Source organism: Herbiconiux dendrobii, assembly GCF_052048175.1.
In the GTDB taxonomy this organism is placed as follows: domain Bacteria; phylum Actinomycetota; class Actinomycetes; order Actinomycetales; family Microbacteriaceae; genus Herbiconiux.
On the sequence record NZ_JBLZQV010000002.1, the window covers coordinates 744,879 to 759,243 of the forward strand.

Here is a 14,365-nt window from a genome sequence, read left to right on the forward strand (position 1 = left end):
GCCACCTCGCTGAAGCTTCTGCTGCCGCCGGACGGATGGAGTGATCCGCTAGAAGCGGGCCGTGAATCCATCCGGTCGGCTCCAGCACCGAGGACTCCAGCTATTCGGCAACGCGGTTCTGGTTGGGCAACGCGTTTCGGTTGGGCAACGCGTTTCTGTAGGGCAACGCGGGATCCGTTGCTCGACGCGGTTCAGGACGCGGCTTCGGGGGATCGGCTATGGGGTGGACGCCTTGGCGGCTGCGGCGAGGTGCCGGCGGCGGCGGGCGAGGAGCGCGCTGGCGGCGAGGCTCACGGCGACCGCTATGGCGGCACCGAGCAGCGTCTCGAGGGTGCGGTCGCGCAGCATGCCCCACTCGTCGACCGGATGCGCGAGCTGCGCCATGATCAGCGCGAGCGGCGTGACGAACACCACCGTGAGCCCGTAGTTGCGCAGCACGAACAGCTCCGCGGCCATCTGCAGCAGCACGACCAGCGCCACCAGCAGCACCGGAGCGCCGCCCGCGACGGCCAGCAGCAGAGCGGCCAGCGCGACCCCGAGCACCGTACCGAGCACCCGGTGGCCCGCCCGCAGCAGGTGACCTGCGGTGTCGGCGGCGCCGAGCGCGGCGACCGCGGCCACCATCGCCCAGTACGGATGGCCGAGGCCCGAGACGGTGGGCACGAACCCGGCGACCAGCACCGCGATGCCCACCAGGAGCATCCGTCGTCCCAGGCCGGAGCCGAGGCGTGCGGTGGCCGCTGCGAACGAGACCCGCCACGAGGTGGCCGCGGCCCGGCGTGCCGCGGGGCGAGCGAGACCCACCACCGACACCAGCATGCCGAAGGCGGCGCTCGCCGCGGCCAGCACGAGGGCGAGCGGGATGGCGGCGGCCGTCGCCGGCACCGAGGCGCAGGCGGCGAGGGCGAACACGAAGAACAGCGAGCCGGGCGGATGCCAGGCGAGCGCATCCGAGAGGAAGGTCGTGCCGACGGCCACCACGGCCACGGCCGGGACGACGATCCACTCGCGGCCGGGCAGCGTGCCGATCGCGGTGCCGGCCACCACCGCGGCGACCAGCGCCACGGCGGCGGTGGCCTGCATCCGCAGGCGTGGCACGTGGCTGTGCGTGCGCCCGTAGAGCACGGTGAAGGCGCCGAACACCGCGTAGAGCGAGAGGTCGAGCCGGCCCGCGGCGAGCAGCAGCCCGAGCGGTACGGCCATCGCGACACCGGCCCGCAGGGCGACCCGGTGCGCCCCCTCGTGCGGCCCGAACTCGATCAGGCGACGCGGATGCGGCAGCGCGCCGCGCAGCCCGGCCGCGGCCGCCGGGTCGGCGGGGGAGGGGATGGAGGCGGTGGAGGCGAGCGGGATGGAGGCGGTGGTCATGACATCTTTCAGCGGTCGGGGTGCGGGCGTCATCGACCGGAGAACGAAACTAGTTTACTCGTGAACTATCGTACTCTGGGTTCATGGGAACAGCATCCGAGGGTCGCGCGCCGGTCGACGACGTCGACGCCATCCGCGCGGACTGGCGGCGACTGGCACCGCAGCTCGACACCGAGGTGATCGACACGGTCGGCCGCATCCTGCGTGCCGCCGCCCTGCTGACCCGCCGGGGCGACGAGTTCCTGGCCGGATTCGGGCTCGCGCGAGGCGAGTTCGACATCCTCTCCGCCCTCCGGCGAGCGGATGCTCCGCAGTCGCCGGGCACGCTGCGCACGGTGTCGCTGGCCTCGGGCCCCGCCGTCACGAAGCGCCTCCGCGGGCTCGAGGAGCGCCGGCTCCTCGAGCGATCCCCGAACCCGGCCGACGGCCGCGGCGCCCTGATCGCCCTCACGCCCGCGGGCGAGGAGCTCATCGACCGCGTCTTCCCCCGCCTGCTCGACCTCGAGAACGCCCTCCTGGCCGGAGTGCCCGCCGGGGCCCGCGCTCACGTGGTGCCCTCCCTGCGCGCCGTGCTGGCCAGCATCGACGGCGCTCAGACCACGGAGTAGCCCTCGGGCATGGTCGCGCGGCCGGTGAGGCTGCGCAGCAGTGCTTCGCCGTCGCCCCGTGCCGCAGCGACGCCGGCGGCCAGGTGCAGGGTGGCCGTCACCGAGTCGGCGGGCTGTCCGTGCGGCACGCCGGTGGCGTCGGCGATGTCGATCGAGTGCATCACGAGTTCGAAGACGCGCGTGCGCAGGTACTCGCCGAGCTCGATGCCGAGCCCGCCGATCGAGACGATGCGCTCGGGCCCCGCGGTGTCCACCAGCGCCATCGCGCGGGCGATCGCGTCGGCCACGGCCTGGGCCGGATCCGCACCCAGCCAGATGCCCGCCTCGACCCCGCGGGCGGCGACCGACGCCGGGTCGGTCAGGTCGCGGTAGACCCGCGCGTAGTAGGCCTCCGCGTTCGCCACGTTGGGGAGGCCGGGGTCGTCCAGTGCCAGGTAGCTCTCGACGGTGAGGATGGCCCGGGTGGTGTGGCCCACGAGCGAGCGGAGGGTCCATTCGCCGAGGGCCGGCTCGTCCCAGCTCTCGGCGGGGATCCGCGTCACGAGGTCGTGGAAGGCCGAGGCGGAGTGGAAGAACATGGCTGCGCTGCTCATGGGTTCATCGTGGCACAGCCCGGAGGTCGTAGGCGTCCACGGGGGTGACGGATGCGGCCGGAACGCGGGCGGGCCGGACCGCCTCGCCGGTGACGGGGGCGGATGGCAGAATCGTGGCATGACCGCCCAGCGCCCCGCTCCCGCCGTCCTGGAGGGCGGATCCATCCGCCTCGAGCCGCTCACCCGGGCGCACCTGCCCGAGCTCTACCGGGCGATCGGGCATCCGGAGGTCTTCGCCGGCGGGTACGGCGGCGGTCCGAAGGGGTACCGCGACAGCGAGGCCGGCTTCGCCGACTGGGCCGAGCGCTACTACGCCTGGGAGACCGGCAACCCCTATGCCATCCGGCTGAAGGGCGGTCCCGACGACGGCACGCTCGTCGGCACCTCCACGCTCGGCGACTTCGAGCTCGCCCGCGAGGCCGCACACCTGGGCTGGACGGCGTACGACCCGCGGGTGTGGGGAACCGTGGTGAACCCCGAGGCGAAGCTGCTCATCCTGGGCCTGGCCTTCGAGCACGGGATCGGGCGGGTGAAGATCCAGGCCGACGTGCTCAACGAGCGCTCGCGGGCGGCCATCGCCAAGCTCGGCGCCACCTTCGAGGGCATCGTGCGCCGCGACGTGCTGCGAGCCGACGGATCGTGGCGCGACTCGGCCGTGTTCTCGGTGATCGTCGACGACTGGCCGACCGTGCGCGAAGGCCTGGTCGAGCGGGTGCGGGTGCAGGGCGGCGGGCGGCCCGTCGTTCTGAGCGAGCGCTGAACAACTGCTGAACGGATGCGCGGCACGCCCGATGCGCGTTTGGCGGCGGGCCGCCGTGGTGGTCAACTAGCACTATGGAAGCTATCTACACCGCAATCGCCCACGCCTCCGGTGGAGGCCGCGACGGCCACGTGCGCAGCGAAGACGACCGCCTCGACTTCGACACCCGCCCTCCCCAGGAGATGGGCGGCTCGGGCGAGGGCACCAACCCCGAGCAGCTCTTCGCCGCCGGATACTCGGCCTGCTTCCTCGGAGCCGTGCACGCCGCCGGCCGCGAGCTGAAGCTCGACACGAAAGACGCGGCCGTCTCGGCCAGCGTCTCGATCGGCAGCAACGGCGAGGGCGGCTTCGGCCTGGCCGTGGAGCTCGACGTCTACGTGCCGAACGTGAGCCCCGACGAGGCCAAGGCCGTCGCCGACAAGGCGCACACCATCTGCCCGTACTCCAACGCCACCCGCGGCAACATCGAGGTCACGGTCAACGTCGTCGAGTGACGGCGGCGGTGGGCTCTGACGCCTGCCGTCGACAAACTGCCGAACTGGCATCCCTGAGAGCCAATTCCGGATGCGCGGCCTACCGCGTGGGTGCGGTGTCGTCCCCACGCGGTAGCCTCGCTGAGTGACACCGAACCGCCTCTCCGTCTCGCTCCAGTTCGCCGCGCTCGGGCTGCTCTGGGGCGCCAGCTTCCTGTTCATGAAGGTGGCGCTGGAGGGCATCTCGTTCGGCCAGGTCGCCTGGACGCGTCTCGTGCTCGGCGCCCTCACCCTCGCGGTGCTGATCGCGGTCACACGCACGCGACTGCCGAAGCAGCCCGTGGTCTACGCGCACTTCGTGGTGATCGGCGCCTTCGGCTGCGCCATCCCGTACCTGCTGTTCGCCTGGGCCGAGCAGTACGTCACGTCCGGGCTCGCGAGCATCTACAACGCGGTCACGCCCATCACCACGGCACTCATGGTCACGCTGGTGTTCCGGGTCGAGAAGCTCAACCGCTCCCGCGTGCTCGGCGTGATCGCCGGCATCGTCGGGGTGATCGTCATCATCGGGCCGTGGTCGTTCGCGGTGAACCAGGCCGCGCACGGCGACCTCGCGCTCGAGTTGGCCGGTCAGCTCGCGTGCCTGGGCTCCGCCCTCTGTTACGGCTTCACCTTCGGCTACATCCGGCGGTTCATCTCCACGCGGCACCCGGTGTCGGGGCTCACGGCCGCGTTCCTGCAGGTGGGCATGGGGGCGGCGCTGTTGCTGCTGCTGACGCCGTTCGTGGCGCTGGGACCGATCACGCTGAACGTGCCGATCACCATCAGCCTGGTGCTGCTCGGGGTGCTCGGCACCGGGGTCGCCTATCTCTGGTACATGAACATCCTGAACGCCTGGGGGCCGACGGCCACGTCCACGGTCACCTACGTCACGCCGGTCGTGGGCGTGTTCCTCGGCATCGTGCTGCTCGGGGAGTCGCTCACCTGGAACGCGCCGGTCGGGGCGCTGCTGGTGTTCCTCGGCATCCTGCTCGCGCAGGGGCGACTGCACCTGCCGTCGCGGCGCCGGGCGGGCGCCGGGGCTGAGGCCGCATCCGCAGCCGCAGCACCCGCAGCGGCGAGCGCTCCCTCGCGTGAGGGCTCGGGCGAAGCTGGCTAGAGTTCTCCTATGGATTCACAGGTGCACCCGAACGGCGGCTTCGACGGCGACGCGGATGTCTACGCGCGGCTGGAGAGCATCCGGCAGTCGATCGACAACATCGACGCCGCCCTCATCCACCTGCTCGCCGAGCGGTTCAAGTTCACGCAGGGCGTGGGCCGCCTGAAGGCCGAGTTCGGGCTGCCGCCCGCCGACCTCGAGCGCGAGGCCCGCCAGATCAAGCGCCTGCGCGGCCTCGCCGAGGAGTCGCACCTCGACCCGGCCTTCGCCGAGAAGTTCCTCAACTTCATCGTGGCCGAGGTCATCCACCACCACGAGAAGATCGCCGCCGCCGACCCCTCCTGACCCCTCGGCCACCACGCGCCCCTCCGCCACGCGCCCCTCCGTCACTTGGCAGAAGTCGCCCGTCTGGGGCGCCACTTGGCAGAAGTTGTGGCAAGTGGCGGCGAGAAGCGACGACTTCTGCCAAGTGGCGGGGGAGGGGACCGGTGGAGGTGAGGGGGCGGGTCAGCCGCCGACGACGGGGCCGAAGGCCGCGGGGAGGGCGCTGCGGTGGGCGCCGCCGAGCTCGGCGAGCGAGACGGAGAACAGGCCCTGCACCTCGAGGGTGTCGCTCTCGGCGTCGGTGACGCCGATGCGCAGCACCGGGTAGCCGCGGCCGGCACACAGGCCCTTGAACTTCACGTCGTCTTCGCGCGGCACGGCCACCAGCACCCGGGCGGTCGACTCGCTGAACAGGGCATCGGATGCCGACACCCCGTCGCGCTCGACGATCTCGTCGAGCCACACCCGGGCCCCGATCCCGAACCGCAGCACCGACTCGGCCAGTGCCTGGCCGAGCCCGCCATCGGAGAGGTCGTGCGCCGAGTCGATCAGCGCCTCGACGGCGCCGGCGCGCAGCAGGCCCGCCAGGTTCTCCTCATCGGCGAACGACACCTGAGGCGGGCGGCCACCGAGGTGATCGTGGATGACGCCGGCCCAGGCCGAGCCGTCGAGCTCGGAGCGGGTGGTGCCGAGCAGGTAGAGGTTGTCGCCCTCGTCTTGCCAGCCGGAGGGGACCCGACGGGCCACGTCGTCGATCACGCCGAGCACGGCGACCACCGGCGTGGGGTGGATCGGCTGCGAGCCGGTCTGGTTGTAGAAGGAGACGTTGCCGCCGGTGACGGGGATCTCGAGTTCGAGGCATCCGTCGGCCAGGCCTTCGACGGCCTGCGAGAACTGCCACATCACCTCGGGGTTCTCGGGCGAGCCGAAGTTGAGGCAGTCGGAGACGGCGACGGGCGTCGCCCCCGTGACGGCGACGTTGCGGTACGCCTCGGCCAGCGCGAGCTGCGCGCCGCGGTACGGGTCGAGCTGGCAGTAGCGGCCGTTGGCGTCGGAGGCCAGGGCGAAGCCGAGGCCCGACTCCTCGTCGACGCGGATCATTCCACCGTCGTCGGGGAAGGAGAGCGCCGTGTTGCCGAGCACGTAGCGGTCGTACTGGTTGGTGATCCACTCCTTCGACGCCATGTTCGGCGAGCCGAGCAGGCGCAGGAACTGCTCACGCAGCTCCTCGCCCGACGTCGCGCGCGGCAGGCGCGAGGCGGAGTCGGCCTGCAGTGCGTCGATCCAGCCAGGGTAGGCCACCGGGCGCTCGTAGACCGGGCCGTCGACCGCGACCGTGCGCGGCTCGACGTTGACGATCTCCTCGCCGTGCCAGTTGATGACGAGGCGACCGGTGTCGGTGACCTCGCCGAGCACACTGGTCTCGACGTCCCACTTCGCGGTGACCGCGAGGAAGCCCTCGAGCTTCTCGGGCGTGACGACCGCCATCATCCGCTCCTGGCTCTCGCTCATCAGGATCTCTTCGGCGGTGAGCGAGGGATCGCGCAGCAGCACCTTCTCGAGCTCGATGAACATGCCGCCGTCGCCGTTGGAGGCGAGCTCCGAGGTGGCGCAGGAGATGCCCGCGGCGCCGAGGTCTTGGATGCCCTCGACCAGTTCGCCCCGGAAGAGCTCGAGGCAGCACTCGATCAGCACCTTCTCGGCGAAGGGGTCGCCCACCTGCACCGCCGGGCGCTTGGTGGGGCCGCCGGCCGAGAAGGTGTCGGAGGCGAGGATGGATGCTCCGCCGATGCCGTCGCCACCCGTGCGGGCCCCGAACAGCACGACCTTGTTGCCCACGCCCCGCGCGTTGGCCAGGTGCAGGTCTTCGTGGCGGAGCACGCCCACCGAGAGCGCGTTGACCAGCGGGTTGCCCTGGTAGACGGAGTCGAAGTAGGTCTCACCGCCGATGTTCGGCAGGCCCAGGCAGTTGCCGTAGAACGAGATGCCGCTCGTGACACCGTGCACCACGCGCGCGGTGTCGGGGTTGTCGATGGCGCCGAAGCGCAACTGGTCCATCACGGCCACCGGGCGGGCGCCCATCGAGATGATGTCGCGCACGATTCCGCCGACGCCGGTCGCGGCGCCCTGGAACGGCTCGATGTAGGAGGGGTGGTTGTGCGACTCGACCTTGAAGGTGACGGCCCAGCCCTCGCCCACGTCGACCACGCCGGCGTTCTCGCCCATGCCCACCATGAGGTTCTTCTTCATGCCCTCGGTGACCTTCTGGCCGAACTGGCGCAGGTAGATCTTCGAGGACTTGTAGGAGCAGTGCTCGCTCCACATGACGGAGTACATGGCCAGCTCGCCGCTGGTGGGGCGGCGGCCCAGGATCTCGCGGATCTTCGCGTACTCGTCGGCCTTCAGGCCCAGCGCCTCGTAGGGCTGCTCCCGCTCGGGGGTCGCGAGGGCGTTCGAGACGGTATCGGCATTGCTCACGCGGCCAGGACTCCTTGAGTTGCGGGGTGTTGTGCAGGGGAGGGATGCGCCTCGATTCTACCGGCCCGGCGCCCGGCGGCGGCCCGCGACGGCGACCTGTGGAGAGAGCCGCGATTGTGGAGAGAATCTGCGGAGGCATCGGGGCGTAGGCTCGCGCCCATGACCGCATCCGCCGCCCCCTCCTCCGACGCGCTGCTCGCCCTGGGCGGCGAGCGCTTCGTGTCGCTCAGCACCTTCCGTCGCTCGGGCGAGGCCGTCTCGACGCCGGTCTGGATCGCGCGCGAAGGCGATGAACTGCTCGTCACCACGCCCTCCGGCAGCGGCAAGGTCAAGCGCCTGCGCAACAGCGGGCGCGTGCGATTGCGCCCCTGCAGCCGCTCGGGCAAGGTCGACGAGTCGGTGCCGCCGGTCGACGGCGTCGCCACGATCCACGACGACCCGGCCGAGGTGGCCGCGGGCGGCGAGCTGTTCGCCCGCAAGTACCGGGCCGAGTACCGCATCTTCCTCTTCATCGAGCGCCTGGTCGCCCGCGGTCAGAAGCCGCGCGTCATCCTGCGCATCCGAAGCTGACTCCCGGATTCGCGGCGTATCGTCGCCGCCACAGCACGCGAGCCGTTCCGGGCCCGCACGAGCAGGAGATGTGATCGGCATGGCGACGACGGCGAAGTGGCAGCGTTGGGTTCCGGCAGTGGCGGTGCCTGCCGTGGTGGGCGTGGTCGTGGCGGGCGGTGCGTTCGCGGCCGGAGCATCCGCAGACCTCCCCGAGAAGACCGCGCAGCAGGTGCTCGAGCTGGCGGCGCAGGCCGACGTGCAGACCTTCTCGGGAACCGTCGAGCAGACGTCCGACCTCGGGCTGCCCGACCTGTCGTCCGTTCCGGGCGGCTCGGGGTCGGGCGGGTCGTCGGCAGGCTCCGGATCGGGCGACTCGAGCGTCGATTCCACCGTCTCCACCGCTCTCGAGCTGCTCACCGGCAGCCACTCCGCCCGTGTCTACGCCGACGGGCCCACGAAGGCCCGCGTGCAGGTGCTCGACCAGCTGGCCGAGCGCGACGCCATCCGCAACGGTTCCGACCTGTGGCTGTACGACTCCGACGACAACACCGTGCTGCACTCGAGCATCCCGGTCGGCGAGGGAGCAGACGGCTCCGCGCAGACCTCGCCCGAGGCATCCGGCACGGTGCAGACCCCGGCCGAACTGGCGCAGGGCTTCCTCGACGCCGTCGACCCCTCCACCGACGTCTCGCTCGGCGCCGACACCGAGGTCGCGGGCCGCAGCGCCTACGACCTCGTGCTGACCCCGCGCGGATCCGAGACCCTCGTCGGCTCGGTCTCGATCGCCGTGGATTCCGAGACCGGGATGCCGCTGAGCGTCGAGGTGCTGGCCCGGGGCGCGTCGTCTCCCGCGTTCTCGGTGGCCTTCAGCTCGCTCTCGCTCGACGCGCCGTCGGACGAGCTGTTCGCCTTCACCCCGCCCGAGGGCGCCGAGGTGACCGAGAAGTCCCTGCCGACGGATGCCGGCGACGGCTCGGGCGACCACTCCGCGGCCCCCGAGGGCGCCGGTGCGCATCCGGAGCCCGTGGTCACCGGTGAAGGCTGGAACACGATCGTCGCCCTCCCGGTGGGCGCCGACACCGCCGATCTCACCTCGTCGCCGCTCGTCTCGCAGCTTCTGACCCCGGTCGACGGCGGTCAGGTGCTGCAGACCGCCCTCGTGTCGGTGCTGCTCACCGACGACGGCCGTGTGCTGGCCGGCGCCGTGCCGGCCGAGGCACTGCAGTCGGCGGCAGCCGGGCAGTGACCGGCCCGGCCTCCGGCATCGCGGGCGCCGGCATCGAGCGGAGTGACGCGGTGGGCGGTGCGGGTACCCGGCCGGCCGGCGAGCCGGACGGCGATCCGCTCGCCACCGGCGACTTCGCCATCCGCACCCGCGGGCTGACCAAGCGCTTCGGGCGGCAGACCGTGGTCGACGGCATCGACCTGGCCGTGCCGCGCGGGGCGGTGTTCGGCTTCCTCGGGCCCAACGGATCGGGCAAGACCACCACGATCCGGATGCTCCTCGGCCTCGCGAGCGCCACCGGCGGCGAGATCGCGGTGCTCGGCGAGTCGATGCCGCGCGCGCTCGGATCGGTGCTGCCGCGCGTCGGCGCCCTGATCGAGGGCCCGGGGTTCCACCCCTTTCTCTCCGGCACCGCCAACCTGCGCCGGCTGGATGCCGCCGACGGCTTCGCGCCGGCCGCCACCCGGCGGGCGCGCGTCGAGCGGGCCCTCGCCCGCGTCGGCCTCAGCCACGCCGCGGGCAAACCCGTGCGCGCCTACTCGCTCGGCATGAAGCAGCGCCTCGGCATCGCGAACGCGCTGCTGGCCCCGCGCGAGCTGATCGTGCTCGACGAGCCGACGAACGGGCTCGACCCGCAGGGCACGCGGGAGGTGCGCAGTCTCATCCGCTCGCTCGCGGCCGACGGCGCCACGGTGTTCGTGAGCAGCCACCTGCTCGCCGAGATCGAACAGATGTGTACGCACGCCGCCGTGATGAGCGCCGGCCGTCTCGTGGCCCAAGGGCGCCTCGACGAGCTGCGCGCCGCATCCGGCCCGCCCCGTCTGACCCTGCGAACCACCGCCGCCGCGCTCGTGCCGGCGGCCGAGGTGCTGCGCACGCTCGGCCTCCGCCCCGATCCCCCCGCCCCCGCCCCTGGAGCTGGTTCCCGCAGCGGTGCGCCCTCGTTCGGTCGCAAAAATGTGTTTAAACCTTCAACCGAAGACACAATTCTGCGACCGAACGGCGGCGCAGGCCTTGAGGGGGACGCACAGCTCGAGGCCGAGCTCGCGCAGGGGGTCGCTCCTGAGCACGTGGTGCAGGCGCTCGTGGCGGCGGGGGTTCCCGTGCGCGGCTTCGCGGTGGAGCAGCCCTCGCTCGAAGACCTGTTCGTGTCGCTGACGGGGGAGGGTTTCGATGTCGCCCAGTGAGACCGCACCGCAGGCCCGGAACGACCTCGAGCTGCGGCGCCCGCGCCGTGCCGTGGGGTTCGGGTTCTTCCTCTCCGAGCTCGGGCTGCTGTTCCGCAGGCGCCGCACCTGGGCGATGCTGGGTGCGCTGGCGGCGGTGCCCATCCTGATCGCCGTCGCCATCCGCCTCACCGACGGGGGCGACGGGCGCGGACCCGCGTTCCTGGACCGCATCACGCAGAACGGGTTGTTCGTGGGGATGACGGCCCTCGTGGTGTCGATCCCGCTGTTCCTGCCGCTCACGGTCGGCGTGGTGGCCGGCGACTCGATCGCGGGCGAGGCGAATGCGGGCACGCTGCGCTACCTCTTGGTGGCGCCGGTCGGGCGCATCCGTCTGCTGGTGGTGAAGTTCGCCGCCGCAGCCGTGTTCTGCCTGGCCGCCACCGTGACGGTCTCGCTGGCCGGCATCCTGATCGGCATCGCGCTGTTCCCGGTGGGGCCGGTGACTCTGCTCTCGGGCGACACCGTGAGCGTGGCCGAGTCGCTCGGCCGTGCACTGCTGATCGCCGCCTACGTGACGGTGGGGCTGCTCGGTCTGAGCGCGATCGGGCTGTTCATCTCGACGCTGACGGATGCGCCGGTGGGGGCGATGGCCGCCACCGTGGTGCTCTCGATCGTGGCGCAGGTGCTCGGGCAGCTCTCGCAGACCGAGTGGCTGCATCCGTGGCTGTTCAGCTACCACTGGCTCGACTTCGCCGACCTGCTGCGGCAGCCGATCGAGTGGTCGTCGTTCGGGGAGAACGCGCTGCTGCAGCTGGCCTACGTGGCCGTGTTCGGGGCGCTGGCGTACGCGCGGTTCTCGACCAAGGACATCCTGTCCTGAGGGAGCACGGACGAGCCGCGGAGATCGGCGCCCGCGCCGGCGCTACTCGGCCGAGCCCTCCAGCGTGCCCGTCGTGACGTGTTCGGGGTCGAACACCGAGCACAGCACGGAGCGGTCGCCCGACTCCCACGAGCTCTCGGTGGGCGAGAGGTACCAGTAGTCCAGGAACGACTCCTCGTACTCGATCCCCACGAAGTCGGCGAAACCGTCGTAGCAGGCGGCATCGGCCGCGACCTGCATCTTGTCGTCGCCCGGGTAGGCGCTGTCGGCGGTGTCGGGCAGCGTGGTCTCGTCGTAGACCTCGTAGTAGTGCGGCTCGGCGCAGTCGACCACGTCGACCTCGAAGAGCGGATCGCCGCCGCCGTCGACCTCTTGGAAGCAGTCGCCGATGCGCAGGTCGAAGACGTCGGTGCTGGTGCCGCCGGGCACCGATCCGTCGGGCCCGGGATCGGGTTCCGGGTCGACGGGGCCTTGGGACGTGCCCGCTCCGGAGCCGGCCGCGATGCCGGCCGCGATGCCGCCGGTGATGCCGACGGCGGCGGCGATCAGGCCGATGACGAGGCCGATGGCCAGAAACGCCGATCCGACGATCACGCCGATCAGGGCGGGGGTGTTGCGGAGGCCGACCGCGCGGGACTGGCTGAGCGCGATCGCCGAGACGATGATGCCCACGATGTTGGCCACGAAGGCCAGGATGAGCCCGACGATGCCGAGGGTGCGGCCGGGGAAGTCGGCGCCGGGCGGCGGCGACTGCAGCGGCGGGCGTCCGGGTGCGCGCGGGGGCGTGCCGGTGGGCGGGGGCGGCCCCTGCGGTGCACCGGTGGGCGGGTACGGCGGCGGGCTCTGGGGCGCGCCGGCGGCCGGGTACTGGGGCGGTTGCGGCGACCCCGGCTGCCCAGACGGCGGCGTGGGCGGCGGGAACTGCTCGGTCATGGTCGTCCCTCCTGGGCGTCCTCGCCCGGGGTCGAGCCGGCGGCGGAGGCCGTCGCCGGAGTCCAGCCGAGCAACGGCGCGAGCCGCTCGGCGATGTCGTGCAGGATCTGCACGTAGTCCTCGGGCTCGAACGAGAACGGCAGCGCGAACGCCACCTCCTCCACGCTCCGGAAGGCCGGATCGGCCCGCAGCCGCTCGGCGATCTGCTCCGAGGTGCCCACCAGGTCGGCGGCGAACAGCATCCGCTTGGGGCCGTGCGGCACCCCGACCCGACCTGACCGGCTCGCGGCGTACGCCTCGTACTTCTCGCGCTGGGCGGCGCTCGCCGAATCCGTCGGCACCACCACGAGCCCTTGCGACACACGGGCCGCCTCGCCCGCCGGATGCGCGGCCCGGTAGGCCTGCACCGTCCGGTACTGGTTCTCGGCGAAGTCGTCGCCGTGCTCGCCCTGCACCACGCTGGAGGTGAGCAGGTGGAATCCGTTCTCGCCCGCCCACTCGGCCGAGCGGATGCTGCCCGCCCCGTACCAGAGGCGATCCACCAGTCCCGGCGAATGCGGCTGCACGGTGTCGGCGAAGACCTCGATGCCCTCGGTGCCCTTGAAGTCGGACACGACGTCGCCGCGCACGAAGTCGCGGAAGCGCAGCAGGCGCGCGTAGTCGAAGTCCTCCTGCTCGAAGGTGTGCGGGTAGATGGCGTCTTTGAAGCGGTCGACGTTCATCGGCCGGCCCGCCGAGAAGCCGGGGTTGATGCGGCCGTGCGAGAGCAGGTCGACGGTGCCGAGGTCTTCGGCCAGGCGGAACGGGTTCTCCAGCCCGATCGGCACCACGGCCGTGCCGAGCTCGATGCGCGAGGTGCGCTGCGAGGCGGCGGCCATCACGGTGGCGGGAGAGGAGATGCCGTACTGCAGGTGCCGGGAGCGCAGCCAGGCGCTGTCGAAGCCGAGGCGCTCGCCGAGGGCGATGGTCTCCAGCGTGCTCTCGTGGCCGGCGACCGGATCGGCGGGGTCGAACACCCCGATGGTCAGAAAGCCGAGGCGCCGCAGCGGCCGGTTCGCAGGGAGTTCGCTCACCCGCTCAGCCTAAGTCCGCTGCGGCCGCCGGCGCGCGTGTGCGGGTGTCAGTCTTCGTCGTCGAGACGGAAGCCGACCTTCAGGGTCACCTGGAAGTAGGAGATCGTGTCGTCTTCGAGCTCGCCGCGGGTGGAGACGACCTCGAACCAGTCGACGTTGCGCAGCGTCTTGGTGGCGCGCGCGAGACCGTTGCGGATGGCGGCATCGGTTCCCTCGGGCGAGGTTCCGACGATCTCGGTGATGCGGTAGGTGCGGTTGCTCATGCGTTTTCCCCTTCGGATGACGGCCGGATGACGGGCCGTTCGATCGGACAGCGGCCCACCGGGGGCCGTTCGTTCGCGAGCCTATGCCGATCCGCCGACCTCCGCTCCGCAGATGACGCTGCGTTCCGATCGGGCTCCACCCCGATCGCGACCGGCCCGGCGGTGCCGCCGCCGCGGCGGCCGCAGACCCTCTAGCCTGCAGAGGTGACTGCGAAGAACCAGCCCATCTCCGCCCGGGCCTGCGCCATCCTGAGCGTGCTGATCGCCGCCTTCTCGCTCTACCTCGTGAGCTCGACGGCCCGCGACGGCGGGCAGTGGACGTTCTCGGTGCTGGCCTGCTTCGTGCCCCTGCTGTTCGCGGCCCAGGGCATCCGGATGAGCCGGGAGCCCGGCGCCCCGTGGGCGCGATTCAGTCTGGTGCTCTCGATCGTGGGCGCCGCGCTCGGGGTGGTGTCGTTCGCCGCCTTCTTCTGGTTGCTGGTGCACTCCTCGGCAGCCTGAACCCGC

Annotated in this window: 16 protein-coding genes; 10 read left to right on the plus strand and 6 right to left on the minus strand. The window is 71.8% G+C overall.

Going from position 1 to position 14,365, the window contains the following annotated elements:
- Nucleotides 1-216: 216 nt before the first annotated feature.
- Nucleotides 217-1,368 carry an FUSC family protein gene (locus ACN4JJ_RS08420; protein WP_440709459.1) on the minus strand — a complete coding sequence of 384 codons (1,152 nt, stop codon included), beginning with the start codon at nt 1,366-1,368 and terminating at the stop codon, nt 217-219.
- A gap of 83 nt (nt 1,369-1,451) precedes the next feature.
- On the opposite strand from ACN4JJ_RS08420, the gene ACN4JJ_RS08425 reads away from it, so the two are divergent.
- A complete protein-coding gene (locus ACN4JJ_RS08425) occupies nt 1,452-1,976 on the plus strand; it encodes a MarR family winged helix-turn-helix transcriptional regulator (RefSeq protein ID WP_440709460.1) in 525 nt (174 codons plus the stop codon).
- Here the strand turns inward: ACN4JJ_RS08425 and ACN4JJ_RS08430 are convergent.
- Nucleotides 1,961-2,569 carry a maleylpyruvate isomerase family mycothiol-dependent enzyme gene (locus tag ACN4JJ_RS08430; protein WP_440709461.1) on the minus strand — a complete coding sequence of 203 codons (609 nt, stop codon included), beginning with the start codon at nt 2,567-2,569 and terminating at the stop codon, nt 1,961-1,963. The two genes, ACN4JJ_RS08425 and ACN4JJ_RS08430, sit on opposite strands and share 16 nt — an antisense overlap.
- Nucleotides 2,570-2,687: 118 nt before the next feature.
- On the opposite strand from ACN4JJ_RS08430, the gene ACN4JJ_RS08435 reads away from it, so the two are divergent.
- The 4 genes from ACN4JJ_RS08435 (at nt 2,688) to ACN4JJ_RS08450 (ending at nt 5,306) form a co-directional block, all read left to right on the plus strand.
- Nucleotides 2,688-3,329 carry a GNAT family N-acetyltransferase gene (locus tag ACN4JJ_RS08435; RefSeq protein WP_440709462.1) on the plus strand — a complete coding sequence of 214 codons (642 nt, stop codon included), beginning with the start codon at nt 2,688-2,690 and terminating at the stop codon, nt 3,327-3,329.
- A gap of 74 nt (nt 3,330-3,403) precedes the next feature.
- Entirely contained in the window at nt 3,404-3,823 is a 420-nt protein-coding gene (locus ACN4JJ_RS08440) for an organic hydroperoxide resistance protein (protein ID WP_291048338.1), read from the plus strand.
- Between the two features lie 124 nt (nt 3,824-3,947).
- A complete protein-coding gene (locus ACN4JJ_RS08445) occupies nt 3,948-4,961 on the plus strand; it encodes a DMT family transporter (RefSeq protein ID WP_440709463.1) in 1,014 nt (337 codons plus the stop codon).
- A gap of 9 nt (nt 4,962-4,970) precedes the next feature.
- Nucleotides 4,971-5,306: a chorismate mutase gene (locus ACN4JJ_RS08450; RefSeq protein WP_440709464.1), complete on the plus strand. Its 336-nt coding sequence runs from the start codon at nt 4,971-4,973 to the stop codon at nt 5,304-5,306.
- Between the two features lie 162 nt (nt 5,307-5,468).
- Here ACN4JJ_RS08450 and purL read toward each other — a convergent pair whose 3' ends face one another.
- Complete coding sequence (purL, locus tag ACN4JJ_RS08455; RefSeq protein WP_440709465.1) at nt 5,469-7,763, minus strand: phosphoribosylformylglycinamidine synthase subunit PurL; 2,295 nt, start codon at nt 7,761-7,763, stop codon at nt 5,469-5,471.
- Nucleotides 7,764-7,922: 159 nt separating this feature from the next.
- Here purL and ACN4JJ_RS08460 point away from each other — a divergent pair, with 159 nt between their 5' ends.
- The 4 genes from ACN4JJ_RS08460 to ACN4JJ_RS08475 all read left to right on the plus strand — a co-directional run bounded on the left by ACN4JJ_RS08460 (nt 7,923) and on the right by ACN4JJ_RS08475 (nt 11,589).
- Nucleotides 7,923-8,333 carry a PPOX class F420-dependent oxidoreductase gene (locus ACN4JJ_RS08460; RefSeq protein ID WP_440709466.1) on the plus strand — a complete coding sequence of 137 codons (411 nt, stop codon included), beginning with the start codon at nt 7,923-7,925 and terminating at the stop codon, nt 8,331-8,333.
- A 79-nt stretch (nt 8,334-8,412) separates the two neighbouring features.
- The gene (locus tag ACN4JJ_RS08465; RefSeq protein ID WP_440709467.1) at nt 8,413-9,561 is read left to right on the plus strand and encodes a LolA family protein; all 1,149 of its coding nucleotides are present in this window, start codon (nt 8,413-8,415) and stop codon (nt 9,559-9,561) included.
- A gap of 119 nt (nt 9,562-9,680) precedes the next feature.
- The gene (locus ACN4JJ_RS08470; RefSeq protein WP_440709571.1) at nt 9,681-10,727 is read left to right on the plus strand and encodes an ABC transporter ATP-binding protein; all 1,047 of its coding nucleotides are present in this window, start codon (nt 9,681-9,683) and stop codon (nt 10,725-10,727) included.
- Nucleotides 10,714-11,589: an ABC transporter permease gene (locus tag ACN4JJ_RS08475; protein ID WP_440709468.1), complete on the plus strand. Its 876-nt coding sequence runs from the start codon at nt 10,714-10,716 to the stop codon at nt 11,587-11,589. The genes ACN4JJ_RS08470 and ACN4JJ_RS08475 overlap by 14 nt, the downstream gene beginning before the upstream one ends.
- Nucleotides 11,590-11,631: 42 nt before the next feature.
- Here the strand turns inward: ACN4JJ_RS08475 and ACN4JJ_RS08480 are convergent, their stop codons facing one another.
- From ACN4JJ_RS08480 to ACN4JJ_RS08490, 3 genes are read right to left on the minus strand one after another with little or no spacing between them, the layout of a single operon-like run.
- Nucleotides 11,632-12,522: a DUF4190 domain-containing protein gene (locus ACN4JJ_RS08480; protein ID WP_440709469.1), complete on the minus strand. Its 891-nt coding sequence runs from the start codon at nt 12,520-12,522 to the stop codon at nt 11,632-11,634.
- The gene (locus ACN4JJ_RS08485; protein WP_440709470.1) at nt 12,519-13,595 is read right to left on the minus strand and encodes an LLM class flavin-dependent oxidoreductase; all 1,077 of its coding nucleotides are present in this window, start codon (nt 13,593-13,595) and stop codon (nt 12,519-12,521) included. The genes ACN4JJ_RS08480 and ACN4JJ_RS08485 overlap by 4 nt, the downstream gene beginning before the upstream one ends.
- A gap of 47 nt (nt 13,596-13,642) precedes the next feature.
- The gene (locus tag ACN4JJ_RS08490) at nt 13,643-13,858 is read right to left on the minus strand and encodes a dodecin (protein ID WP_440709471.1); all 216 of its coding nucleotides are present in this window, start codon (nt 13,856-13,858) and stop codon (nt 13,643-13,645) included.
- A 204-nt stretch (nt 13,859-14,062) separates the two neighbouring features.
- On the opposite strand from ACN4JJ_RS08490, the gene ACN4JJ_RS08495 reads away from it, so the two are divergent.
- Nucleotides 14,063-14,359, plus strand: a complete 297-nt coding sequence (locus tag ACN4JJ_RS08495; protein ID WP_440709472.1) for a hypothetical protein — start codon at nt 14,063-14,065, stop codon at nt 14,357-14,359.
- Nucleotides 14,360-14,365: the final 6 nt, after the last annotated feature.